This window comes from Phaeovibrio sulfidiphilus (assembly GCF_014861485.1).
Lineage (GTDB): Bacteria > Pseudomonadota > Alphaproteobacteria > Rhodospirillales > Rhodospirillaceae > Phaeovibrio > Phaeovibrio sulfidiphilus.
Genome location: NZ_JACZHT010000002.1, coordinates 458,050 through 470,295, shown reverse-complemented (window position 1 = coordinate 470,295; position 12,246 = coordinate 458,050). Strand labels below are relative to the sequence as shown.

12 protein-coding genes are annotated in these 12,246 nt (G+C 63.5%); 4 read left to right on the top strand and 8 right to left on the bottom strand.

Going from position 1 to position 12,246, the window contains the following annotated elements; genetic code table 11:
- Window positions 1–717: 717 nt before the first annotated feature.
- The 8 genes from flaF to IHV25_RS04850 form a co-directional block, all read right to left on the bottom strand.
- Window positions 718–1,203 carry a flagellar biosynthesis regulator FlaF gene (gene flaF, locus IHV25_RS04885; protein ID WP_192533976.1) on the bottom strand — a complete coding sequence of 162 codons (486 nt, stop codon included), beginning with the start codon at window positions 1,201–1,203 and terminating at the stop codon, window positions 718–720.
- On the bottom strand, window positions 1,184–1,588 hold the full coding sequence (locus IHV25_RS04880; RefSeq protein ID WP_192533975.1) for a flagellar biosynthesis repressor FlbT: 405 nt from the start codon (window positions 1,586–1,588) through the stop codon (window positions 1,184–1,186). The genes flaF and IHV25_RS04880 overlap by 20 nt, the downstream gene beginning before the upstream one ends.
- A gap of 464 nt (window positions 1,589–2,052) precedes the next feature.
- Window positions 2,053–2,811: a hypothetical protein gene (locus IHV25_RS04875; protein WP_192533974.1), complete on the bottom strand. Its 759-nt coding sequence runs from the start codon at window positions 2,809–2,811 to the stop codon at window positions 2,053–2,055.
- 190 nt (window positions 2,812–3,001) lie between these two features.
- Window positions 3,002–3,832, bottom strand: a complete 831-nt coding sequence (locus IHV25_RS04870; RefSeq protein WP_192533973.1) for a cytochrome c1 — start codon at window positions 3,830–3,832, stop codon at window positions 3,002–3,004.
- A 28-nt stretch (window positions 3,833–3,860) separates the two neighbouring features.
- Complete coding sequence (locus IHV25_RS04865) at window positions 3,861–5,084, bottom strand: cytochrome b (RefSeq protein ID WP_192533972.1); 1,224 nt, start codon at window positions 5,082–5,084, stop codon at window positions 3,861–3,863.
- 13 nt (window positions 5,085–5,097) lie between these two features.
- The gene (petA, locus tag IHV25_RS04860; protein ID WP_192533996.1) at window positions 5,098–5,655 is read right to left on the bottom strand and encodes a ubiquinol-cytochrome c reductase iron-sulfur subunit; all 558 of its coding nucleotides are present in this window, start codon (window positions 5,653–5,655) and stop codon (window positions 5,098–5,100) included.
- 619 nt (window positions 5,656–6,274) lie between these two features.
- Window positions 6,275–7,639 (bottom strand): CCA tRNA nucleotidyltransferase, encoded by a 1,365-nt coding sequence (locus tag IHV25_RS04855; RefSeq protein WP_192533971.1) that lies wholly within the window; start codon window positions 7,637–7,639, stop codon window positions 6,275–6,277.
- Window positions 7,640–7,641: 2 nt separating this feature from the next.
- Entirely contained in the window at window positions 7,642–7,935 is a 294-nt protein-coding gene (locus IHV25_RS04850; RefSeq protein WP_192533970.1) for a hypothetical protein, read from the bottom strand.
- Window positions 7,936–8,297: 362 nt separating this feature from the next.
- Here IHV25_RS04850 and IHV25_RS04845 point away from each other — a divergent pair, with 362 nt between their 5' ends.
- From IHV25_RS04845 to IHV25_RS04830, 4 genes are all read left to right on the top strand, one after another.
- Window positions 8,298–9,500 carry an FIST signal transduction protein gene (locus IHV25_RS04845; protein WP_192533969.1) on the top strand — a complete coding sequence of 401 codons (1,203 nt, stop codon included), beginning with the start codon at window positions 8,298–8,300 and terminating at the stop codon, window positions 9,498–9,500.
- A gap of 135 nt (window positions 9,501–9,635) precedes the next feature.
- Entirely contained in the window at window positions 9,636–11,459 is a 1,824-nt protein-coding gene (locus IHV25_RS10425; protein WP_192533968.1) for an ATP-binding protein, read from the top strand.
- 73 nt (window positions 11,460–11,532) lie between these two features.
- Window positions 11,533–11,754 carry a YnbE family lipoprotein gene (locus IHV25_RS04835; protein WP_192533967.1) on the top strand — a complete coding sequence of 74 codons (222 nt, stop codon included), beginning with the start codon at window positions 11,533–11,535 and terminating at the stop codon, window positions 11,752–11,754.
- Between the two features lie 13 nt (window positions 11,755–11,767).
- Window positions 11,768–12,115, top strand: a complete 348-nt coding sequence (locus IHV25_RS04830) for a DUF1318 domain-containing protein (RefSeq protein WP_192533966.1) — start codon at window positions 11,768–11,770, stop codon at window positions 12,113–12,115.
- Window positions 12,116–12,246: the final 131 nt, after the last annotated feature.

Sequence of the window (12,246 nt, the reverse complement as noted above, 5' to 3'; positions counted from 1 at the left end):
AAAAACCCCACCCCGCCCCACCCCCGACGCGCACAATTCACAACACCCAACACGACGCACAAGCCGGGCGGACGAACCTCCGACACCATTCACACTCGCGGTGGAGGACAGCCTGCCCAGAGCGCACAGCTCCTTGAGCACAGGACGGGGAAGACTACTCGTGGTTCGGCTGCGCGAGCGGAAAGCGCCAGAGTCTCCGACGCCCGGAAACGGTCCGAAAAAGGCAAACATGAATCCCCATATACCGCTTCCCACACGCCGGAATCAGCTCAGGGTCAGAGGCGAGCGCCAGATCCGCCCGACGCTCCGTCACCGGGGCTCGAACCAAAAGGGGAAAAGGGAAGAGGGAGACGCCAGACAGACACCGGCATACACAGGCAGACCGATACAACGCCGATCCCGCACCAACAGGGCCGACGGCCCGGAAACTCACCGGGAAAAGCAGGCCTGTACAAGAAGACGCGGAAAACTCCGGAGAGACCGGGACAACGCCGATCCGGCCCGGACCGACAACCCTGTTGCCATAGGGGCCACGGGAGCGAGACACCACGCCACAGCGTGGCATCAGAGCTGGGGCCGACGCCATGCGGGGGCGTCGCCTGAAACACGGAGTGTGGGTTCGGGCCCTGCGGCAAGGAGAGCGTTCCAGAATGAAACATCCCCTGCCGTAGACCCCGCCGGCCGAGAAGCCGCCGGCTTGCGGGACAGGAACCTGCCCTACCCCGAGATACTGAACGATCCCGCGGGCATCACCCCGGCGGCCGAACCGGACGCGGACGCCTCTTCGGTATTTGCCGCCGGCGCCCGATTCCGACTGGGGCCAGCCGTCGCGCCGTCCCCGAGATCACCGGACAGCCCGAGGGCAATGTTCTCATCAATGGAGATGAGCACGTCCAGCTTGGAGGGATCGAGCGTTGCCAGGGCATCAACCGACTGCCTGTCAACAAACAGGGACAGACTGAGAATGTTGGCCTTGAGCTCGTCCGGAAGGGTGTTCTCCGGAGTGGTGACATCGGCCTGCATGATGGTCCAAAGGACGGCGTTCAGGCGAACCGCATTGCGGTACAGTGCCCGGTCCCCCTGGTTTTCCTTGGCCTCGCGCAACATGGAGGCGGCCTTGAAAAAGGCCCGGGCCTCGATTTCCCGCGGACTCTGCGACGTCTTCTGGACCGTCGTGTAGGCTTCAAGTGCGCTTTTCGCCATTTTTCAGAAACTCCTCTTCATACTCGATCAGCTTTCTGCAGTGCTTCAGAGCCCTGTAATGGTCTCCGGCCACCAGGGCCGAAGACATGTCATGCATGACCTCAAGCGCCTCGTCGGACAGGGACATCTCGACGATCTGCCGGATCAGGAGGGAATACACCTCGTGGTAGTCATGTCCCTGATCGGACGACGTGTACATGTTCAAAATCGTGTAATAAAGCTTCCTGGTAACCGTTGTCGCCTCTTCAAGAGTCATGATGTCTTTCTGACGAAGAACCGGCACACGATTCAGGATGACGATCTCAGATTTCGTCGGACCATTGGCAAGAACCGCCGTCCCGACAAGAATCTTTTCTCCCGGCTTCAGGGTCACTTTCAGTGGCATGGGCAATCCTAAACAATACCCGCAGTTCCGGGGAAATAACCTGAAGGCCCCGAATCAAGACGCGATCTACACAAAATCCAGAGGACGGTCCGGAAAACCCCGGACCGGTCTGTTCAACGAGAGTACCAGATTGGCGGCACGCTCTCCAGTTTGGATTTTTTTTCATACGAGGATATATGAGCGAACCCCGCCGGGTACGCAACTTTATATACAGGCAATTAATGCAAAAGTTCGATCCGGGGTGGAAACCGCGGAAAACCGGCGCGCGAAACGGGCGCCGCGAGCCGGGAGCCTGACGGAAAGAATCCGCGACAGGGCGCCGGCCTCTTGCGCGCACGCGGGCCGGAGCCGGGACAGGCCCCGCGAACAGGATGGCATAGACCAGGGTAAGAAAGAGCGGCCCGCACGACCGCGAGCGGGAGCCCGGCACGAAGACCGGGCCCGGGCCTCCAGAACTCGGGCCTCTAGAAGAGGTCGAGGATTGACGATGCGGACCGGGGGGCAAGGGCGGGAAGATCCCGCGCGGCCCGAAGGCTTGTCCCCACGGAGGACGCCATCCGCAACGCGTCCGCATCAGACAGGGGCTGGCCGGAGTGCGGCAGAAGCGTGCTGCTCACGGTCTCGATCATGGTCCGGACGAAATCGGCGCGCTGCACCAGGCTCTCAAGATGCTGGCGGTACCGGAGCCCCTCCTGATGAAGCCTCATGGACACCAGAGCCAGTCGGGAGGCCAGTTCCTGACGCTCCTCATCTGACGGCGGTCCGGACGCCCCAAAGGACTCCGGAAGGCAGACCGCATCCCCCTCAAGAAGCCCCTCGAAGAACGCGAGAACCGGGGTCCGGCCAATGACCGTGGCGGGCGCGTCCGCAACCGCAATCTCCATACCGGCGGGCGCGCCGTCATCCTCGTCGCCATGCAGAAGGTTGAGACCGTCAACCACGGCCCCCCGGATGGTCTCGATCGCCGCGGCCAGGGCGGCGGCAATCTCGCTCCCCAACGGCTCCCGCGTCGGAGCGCGAGCCTCGTCCGCCACCCCGAGGGCCACGTCCCCGGCTCGCGCCACACAGCCCCTCGCCTCGTCCAGGGCGTCACAGGTTACGGACAGAACGTGAAGGCCACGGTCAATCTCCGTGCGCGCATTCTGCATGTCGCGAACACGCTGGCGGGCCTCACGGATACGACGATCCTCGTGTTGGGGAACCCCGGCAGACTTTCCATGCACGACATCTCTCCTCGGATGGACCTCGATTACGCCAATCAACTATAACGAAACTGAAAATGCAAGCTAAAGGTGTTAAATGCCTGTTTTTTGCCGATTTATGTAAAAAATGACCACCGGAGGTTGATTTCCGGTGGTCACAAGAGGTCTCAGATCTGTCTCAGGGCCGGCGTGCGGCCGTGGTCAGAGGATGTCAGTGCTCGACGTCCCGCCAGATGTAGGTCTTCAGGGCGTAGAGGAACCCGGCCAGAACGCCAAGGTACACCAGAACCCAAAGACCCATGGTCTTGCGCGCCTCGAGGTTCGGGTCCGAGGCCCAGTTCAGGAAGGTGATCACGTCGATCAGGCCCTGTTCCTGGGTCGGGCTGGAGCCGTCCTCGTAGACAACACCGTCAACATACTGCGGGGGCATGGAGATGGCATGACCCGCAAAGAAGTTGTTGAAGTACTTGTCCGCAGGGAAATCGTACTCGCCCGTCTTCGGATCGGCGAACTGCTTGATCCACCACTCGGGGGGCTCACCCTGGAAGTCCGACGGATAGCCGGTCTGGATTCCGAACACGTAGTCCGGGCCACGCTTTCTCGCCTTGGTGATCATCGAGAGGTCGGGAGGCGCAACACCACCGTTGGCAGCCTTGGCCTGCTCTTCGTTGGCGTAGGGCTGCTGGATGGGATCCGAGGGGATGCGGGTGCGGAAGAACGGCTCACCCGCGTCATCGAACCCGTCCTGAATTTCCTCGGCCGCTGCGGCCAGCTCCTCGGTCTGGGCCTTGGTGAGACCAATGCCCTCCAGATCGCGGTAGCGCAGGTACTTCACCGCATGGCAGGCCGCGCAGACTTCGGAGTAGACCGTCCAGCCCCGCTGGAGCTGCTTCTGGTCATAGCGTCCGAACAGACCGTCCCAGGTCCAGGTCAGACGCTTGAGCGAGGGAGTGGTGTCAATCCCTGCCGCGTGGACCTGGGTGCTCCCGATGGCAACCGTAATGGCGGCGACCGTCAGGGCGTGCGTGATGATACGTTTCATCTTTCGTTTGCTCCTTGCTTCGTCGCCATCAAGCCCGGGACGTCACCGGCTCGGAAATGCTGTCCGGCAGCGGGTCGGGTTTCTCGTACTTGTTCAGCAGCGGAAGGACCACGAAGAAGTACGCGAAGTAGATCACCGTCGCGATGCGGATCAGCGTGATGTACGGCTCCTCCGCAAGCTGCGCACCAAGCCAGCCGAGGAAGAGGCAGTCAGCGACAAAGATCCAGAACGCCCAGCGGAACAGGGGACGGAACGACCCCGAGCGCACCGGCGAGCGATCAAGATAGGGCATGATGTACAGCACCAGGATCGAGGCCAGCATCAGCAGCACGCCGCCCAGCTTGGAGTCCACCGCACGAAGGATCGCGTAGAACGGCAGGAAGTACCATTCCGGCACGATGTGCGGAGGCGTCAGCAGCGGGTTTGCCGGGACGTAGTTGTCTGCCTCGGCGAAGAAGTTCGGCGAGAAGAAGACAAAGTAGCTGAAGAAGATCAGCACGATGGTCAGGAAGTAGAGATCCTTCACCGTGTGATACGGGTGGAACGGGATGGTGTCCCGCGGACCCTTGATGTCAATGCCCAGCGGGTTGCCGGACTTGACCTCGTGAAGCGCCCACATGTGCACAAACGCCAGCGCCGCGATGATGATCGGGAACAGGTAGTGCCATGCGAAGAAGCGGTTCAGGGTCGGCTGGTCGACCGAATGGGCGCCCCAGATCCACTCCACCAGCGGCTGGCCGATACCGGGAATGGCGGTCGCCAGCGAGGTGATCACGGTCGCGCCCCAGAAGGACATGTTGCCCCAGGGGAGCACGTAGCCCATGAACGCCGTCATGATCATCAGGAAGAGGATGGTCACGCCAATCCACCACAGAACCTCGCGGGGGGCCTTGAAGGACCCGAAGTACAGTCCGCGGAACATGTGGATGTAGACGAGAATGAAGAAGAGCGAGGCCCCGTTCATATGCAGGTAGCGCAGGAGCCAGCCGTAGTTGACGTCACGCATGATGCGCTCGACGGAATCGAAGGCCAGGCGCGTGTCCGCCACGTAGTACATGGCCAGGAAGATACCCGTCAGCAGCATGATGACGAGGGCCATGGCCGACGCCACACCGAAACACCACCAGTAGTTGATGTTACGGGGGGTCGGGTAGACGATCAGATGCTTGTGCATCAGCGTTATGGCCGGCAAGCGCTTGTCGAACCAGCTAACGTACTTGTTGTTCCATTGCGGGGGAGTATACGTCGACATGTTTCAACGGCTCCTAACCAATTTGAATTGTCTGATCGTCCAGGAACTCGTAGGGCGGCACGGCGAGATTGCGCGGTGCCGGCCCCTTGCGGGCCCTTGCAGACGTATCGTAGTGGGACCCGTGACACGGGCAGAACCAGCCGTTGAAATCCCCCTTGGGGTCACCGGGCTTCTGGCCGAGAGGAATGCAGCCAAGATGGGTGCAGATTCCAACCACAATCAGCCACTGCTCGTGGCCCGGCTTGACGCGCTCCGCATCCGTCTGGGGATCCTTCAGCTGCGAGAGGGGAGTGTTTTCGGCTTCCTCGATGTCCGAAGCCGTCCGGTGACGAATGAACACCGGCTTGCCCTGCCACATGACCGTAATGGCCTGCCCCTCCTCGATGGCGGAAATATCCACCTTCTTCGTGGCAAGCGCGCGCTGGTCGGCAGCGGGATTCATGGAGTCAATGAACGGCCACGCGACGAGCGCCACGCCAGCCGCTCCCAGACCGACGCTTCCGTAAATCAGGAAGTCGCGTCTGGGGTACGTCAACCCCAAAATTTCTATTGTATCGTCGGCATCAGCCATCCTGGTCGTCCTCACGTTAGTAGCCTCTGGCCCCGGAACAATCGGGCTGCCGCCCTCCGGAGATCAAGGCGCCCCTTTTTCGCCGGAGCGAAAAAGATTGACCCTGGTGCATAAAACCACAAGCACGAACACACAGACACCCATGGAGGTCTGCGAGATCGTGCACTATATAAAAAACGTGGTCCCCGACCGGCCTGCCGCCTGAAAATATGGGCGGGCCCTGGCGCAAGGTGCGCGGTGGACCCGGGCGAGCTGTTGGCTGGGGACCAGCCTGCATGACGGGCACACCGAACACGAAACCCGCTCGCAAAAAAGTTGTATTTCCCACAGAAACAAAATGAATCCGCAAGGAAACACAACCAAATGAGCGAACGGCACGGTTCGGACGCACCCTATCCAGTTGAAGTTATAAAGCAAAACTTCAGGCCTGCAAAGCCAAAAGCAGAAAGGGGCCGCGGTGAAACCCGCAGTCCTTTTAGCAATTTCAAACAAAAGCACAGACATCCGCCGTCTTTGCTGGTCTTTTAGTTCGATATTGATAATCATTATCATGTCATCTTCAGCATGACGCCGGAAAGTGCCCCCGACAAATCGCACTGCCAGACCAGGACTCCGCCTGCTACCCTGAATCGCCGTCCAGGAACCGCCGGGGAGACACCCCGGGTTGCCAGACCCCGAAAAGATCGTCCCGGGACAGGACGCCACCGGACTGCGCCCACACCCTGCGAAGGCCCCGCAGCGTGGCCCCCACCTCCGGTCCCGTCAGGCCCCAGGCCAGAACATCCCGGCCATTCAGGGGAAACGGGGGCGGATCCCAGGAGTGGGCCATCTCAAGCAGGGCGAGCCAGGCATCGGTGCGCGCCCCGTGGGTGGCGGCCGCGTCGCTGCGCTCCACAGCCCACTTCAGCACCAGCCGGTCGGTCACCGCCTCGCGGCCCAGTGTGTCCAGAAGAACGCGGACGTGGGCCGTGTCCGTCGAGGGGTCCGGCCACAGGTCCGCCGACGGGGTCAGAAGCCCCTCGAGCCGACGGGCCTCGGCCACCGTGAGGCTCAGCCGGGCGAAGGTCTCTGCCGAGTACGGGACCGGATCCGCGCAGCCGGCCCCCATCAGGCAGGCGATGCGCCGGATCGCATCGGGGCGGAGCGTCCCCCCCGACACACCTCGGTTTTCCATCATCACCAGCACCCGCAGGGCCGCCAGATCGGTTCGGGCCGGAAGGATCCTCTCGAGGGTCCGGGTACCGCGCATGAGAGCCAGAGTGTCACACGGATCCGGCGCCTCCATCAGGCGCAGGAACTCCCGGCGCACACGCTCGGCGGACAGGCGGTCCAGCCCCGCGGCCTGGGCCTGACAGGCGGACACGGCGTTCGCATCCGCCGGAGGGCGCCCGAGCCAGGCGTGAAACCGGAAGAACCGAAGGATCCTGAGAGTGTCCTCCGCAATCCGCTCCATGGGCCGGCCCAAAAACCGGATCCGCCCGTGGGCCAGATCCCTCATGCCGTCCACGTAGTCCGTGACCATGCCGTCCGCATCGGCGTAGAGGGCGTTGAGCGTGAAGTCCCGGCGCATGGCGTCATCAATGAAGCGGTCGGTGAAGACCACCTCGGCGTGGCGCCCGTCGCACCGGATATCCTTGCGCAGGGTCGTGATCTCGTACGAAAAAACGCCCTCCCCCACCTGCACCGCCCCATGTCCGGCGCTGTGCATCCGGGGCTCGAACCCCGCCGCCGACAGACGCTCGACAACCTGCTGCGGATGGAGGGTCGTGGCAATGTCGATATCATAGGGGCCCGGGCCCGTGCGCCGCATCAGCGCGTCGCGCACGCAGCCTCCCACGAACCGTGTCCGCGCCCCATCCTCCGACAGGGCTGCCATCAGCCGGCGGGTCTCCGGAGCCACAAGCCAGACCTCGGGCCCGATCTGCCCGACCGGCTCGCGCTCGTCTGAGGTATGGAGGGGGGGATGCTCCCCGTCGTCGGCCATGGTCAGAACACCTCGGATGCCGGACGCACGTTCTTGTCCTTGTCCTGGGACTGCACCGGCACGTAGGGGGTGCCCGGGGGGCTGCCCCGCTGCACACCGGAAAAGGACAGGATACCGATCATCAGGATCGTGAGCACACACGACACCACAATAAGAAGCCGGAACGGAACCCGGGGCGGCCCGCTGTCGGGAAGCCCCCTCCACCTGCGAACAAGCCGGGCCAAAAGCGCCCAGGAAAACCAGACAACAAAGGGAAGAACCAGGGGAAGGGCGATAGCCAGTGCCGGACGAATCATGAGTGCAAACACGCGCTCCAAACGGGTTCATGTTTCTTTTTTGAAGAGTACCAGAAACCGTCCGTTTGGGGCGGTTTTTTTTGAGACCCGGACCGGGCCCGCCGGGGGCTGGAGTCGCCGGGTCCGCGCGCGTGAAAACGGCGCAATCCCGGGCGTTGCAAGACCCACCGGGGTCGGCAGCGCCCACCGGAACCGGGGTGCCACGTCGCTACGGAGCCAGGGACGCAGGGGCCTGACTCGGCGGCCGGCACGCCGGCACCCGGAAGCCGCACTCACCCGGGGTTGCGGATGTGTGGACGCTCAATTTTTTATCTGGTTTAATAACACCCGCACGATGGACTTTGGCCTTCGGGAGTGACCTGATGCTCAGTTTCTTTTCCGCCTCTGCCCGAAGCGCGAACACGGACCGTGCGGTCAGCGACTGTGTGGACACCCTGCGGGAGTCCGGCCTGCCCGAGGGCCCCGTGTGCCTGATCATCAAGGCCACCCTTGGCCACCCCCTCGACCGGATTGCGGCCTCGATCCGCCAGCGCCTGCCCCAGGCCACCCTTCTCGGGAGCTCCTGCTCGGGCGTGACCGGTCGGCACGGCGTCGGGGAGAGCATGCACGACATCGCCCTCATGGCCATCAGCGGCGGGCCATCGGAATGGAACTGGGCGTCGGTCGCGGACATCCGCGGGGACAACGCGGCGGAAAAAGGACAGGCCCTGGCCCGATCCCTGCGCGAGAGCGTCCCCGACGCAACCGCGATCTACCTCCTGTGTCCGGGCATCGACATCGCAAACGACCGGGTTCTGGAGGCCTTTGACCGGGAGTTCGGCGGGGACATTGTCATTTTCGGAGGCACCTCCTCCGACACCATGCGCGGCGTTGCCAGCTACCAGTACACAAACGACCGGATTGCCGAGCACTCGGCCTGGGCCATTGCCTTCTCGGACCCGACCCTCACGGCCTTCACCCGGGCAACCCACGGGTTTTCCGCCTACGGGGAACCGCTTGTGGTCACCCGGGCCCACGGACACCGGATCTTCGAGTTCGACGGAAAACCCGCCTGGCAGGAGTACACCGCCCGGCTCGGCGTCTCCCCCGAACCCGACACCTGCTGCCACACCACCATACCCATCGGGGCCCTGGCAGAAGAGCTGCCCAAAGCAGTGGCGGACGAATACGGGAACACCCATATACTGCGCGTCATCACCCGTTATGACGGGGACGGGACCGTTTACTTCCCGGTCACCTGCGAGGCCGGGCTGAAGCTGTGGCTCACCACACGGGACGAGGCCCTGATCTTTTCCGAGCAGGAACGGTCCCTTGACTATCTCGGGAGCATGATCGGCGGGCGCAGGCCCGTGGCCGTGTTCCAGACGGACTGCCTTGCCCGCGGCCGTTTCCTGTTCAATCGCGTCGTCAAGGACGAGATCATGGGGATGATGCACAGCGCCTTCACCCGTGACGGCGAGATCCCCCCCTGGATCGGAATGTACGGATTTGGAGAATATGCCCGCCTCGACAACAGGAACACCTACCACAACTACTCCACGGCCCTTATGGTCCTGTGCCGGTAGGCCGTCTTTGGACACCTCGCGCCCCCTTTCCCTCACAGTCCGCACAAACGGGGGCGCCCTCCCCCGGCGTCACGGGACCAGTCCCGGACGATGGCGCCTGAACGGCAGAGTGCGGCCCGGACTCTGGACACACCGGTGAGCAAGGACAGACAAAAGGAAATCCGGCGCCTCCAGGCTCTGGTCAGCGACCTGCAGTCCAGGATCGTCCGTTGCGAGCGGGTGGAACAGAAAACACGGGAGGTCCAGGAGCGTCTGGACTCCCAGATCGACATGTTCCGCAAAATCTACCGGTATTCGCGCAAGGCGTTCCAGTCCGTCTCGGCGGCGGACCTGTGCGCGACCATCGCCGAGGGTGTCGTCGAGATTTTCCAGCTCGAGCAGGGGGCCGTCCTCACCCTGTCCGCCTCCGGGGACACCCTGCTGGTGGCGGGCGGCTGCAACCTGCCCCTGGACAAGGCCCGGACGGTGGCCCTGCCCCGGGGCTGGCTCAACCGCGAGGAAATCTGGAACCCGCACAAGATCAATGCCCTGCACGAATCCCCGCCCTGCAGTGGCTCCCCGTTCCAGGAACTGGGCTTTGCCCATGCGATCTACTTCCCCCTGATCAACAACAAACGGGAAATCGACGGCTTCATTGCCGGAGGCATCAGCCGCGACGCGGCGCCGTTCTACGATTTCCGGCCCGGGGATCTGGGCCCGTCCTTCACCGTGTTCGGGCAGCAGATGGCAGGAATTTACAACAACTTCCATGCCCTCGAGGAAACCCGGGCCGCCGCCTCCGCGAAAAGCGCCTTCATGGCCAATCTCAGCCACGAGATGCGCACCCCCATGAACGCCATCATCGGCATGGCCCAGATCGCAGGCCGGACCGGCAACATGCTGGCAATCCGCAAATGCCTGGGCCAGATCGAGGTCTCGTCAAAGCACCTCCTGGATCTGATCAACGACGTCCTTGACCTGTCGAAGGTGGAATCCGGAAAGCTGGAGCTGGTCCCGGAGCCGTTCTTCCTCAAACAATGCGTGGACAACGTTGTCAGCGGGATCTCCCCCGAGGCTGTCCGGAAAAAACAGATTCTTTCTGTTCATTACAATCCGCTGACCTCCTCCCATCTGGTGGGGGACGCCCTGCGGCTGTCCCAGATCCTGATCAACCTGCTGTCGAACGCGGTCAAGTTCACGCCGGAGAACGGCCGGGTCACCCTCGACATCACGGAGCGGGCCTCGGACACCCGGAAGATCCTGGTCCAGTTCTCGGTCTCGGACACGGGAATCGGGATTTCCAGGGAATTTCGTGACCGCATGTTCCGCCCCTTCGAGCAGGCGGACAGCAGCGTCTCGCGGAACTACGGGGGCACGGGCCTGGGCCTGGCCATCTCCCAGCGCATCGCCGGACTGATGAACAGCGTCATCCAGGCAGACCCGCTGCCCGCGAAGGGCGCGCGTTTTTATTTCAGCGTCTGGTTCGACCTGGCCGACACCGATGCCGCCATGGACGAGACCCTGACGGTCCCGCTGGAAACCGTGGACCTGACCGGAAAGCGGGCCCTGATTGTCGACGATGTTCCCCTGAACCGGGATGTGGCGGCGTTCTTCCTTGCGGAGGCGGGCATGCTCATCGAGGAGGCCGGCAACGGGCGTGATGCCATAACCCGTGTGGCCAACTCGCCCCCGGGACACTTCGATGTTATCCTGATGGACGTGCAGATGCCGGTGATGGACGGCTACACCGCCACCCGCGAGATCCGGGCCCTCGACCGGCCGGACGTTGAGGCCATGCCGATTTTAGCCATGACGGCCAACGTGTTCCGGGATGATATTGAGAAATGCCTTCGGGCGGGAATGACCGGACATGTGGGCAAGCCCATCGAGTCCGGGGCCCTGCTCAAGCTGGTTTCCAGGCAGATCCTGGGCGCCCGGGCCCGCCGGGGGGTGACAAAGCGGAAAACCCGGCGCGAATAGGGGCCCCACACACGCAAAAAAGCGCTAGACTGCACCGTGTGTGGGTCCACCACCTTTTTTCAGGGAATCCTCTATGGCAAGAGATCTTTTCCAGTTCCTGGCCCGGGGCCTGAGGCCCGGCCTCTGCGCCCTTGTCATCCCGGGCGCCGTGGCCTCGTGCAGCCCCACCGTCAGGGTGGAGGCCCCGGCCGAGCCCATCCGCATTGACCTCAACGTCCGGATCCAGCAGGACGTCTACATCCGTCTCGAACGGGAGGTGGAGGAACTCCACCGCTCCAACCCCGGCATTTTCTAGAGAGGACACACCAATGCAACGCACGTTTCCTCTGCTTTCCTCCGGCCGGCGGGGTCTCGACATCCGGTCTGTCCGGCTGGCGGCGGCTTGTCTTCTGGCGTCCCTGGGTCTGGCCCTGCCCGGACCGGCCTGGGCCCTGTCGCTTCAGGACGCCCGCTCGCGCGGCGCGGTCTGCGAGACCACCGACGGCCTGGTGCGCGCCACCACGCAGAGCCCGGAGGTCTCGGCCCTGGTCAGCGAGACAAACGCCCGCAGAATGCAGGCCTACAAGGCCGAGGCGGCACGCCACGGCGTTCCGGTCTCGGAGATCCAGGGCGTCAGCGCCACCCAGCTTCGCGACCGTCACGCCCCCTGCCCCTGAGCCCCTGCGCCAGAGCCTGTGGCTCCCGAGCGTCAGGGCCCCGATCATCCCGCCCCGCAGCCGGCCACTTGGCCTGCGGCGGGCGGATGACGGCGCCCGGACGCCACCGCCGGGGCTGAACCGCGGGCAGG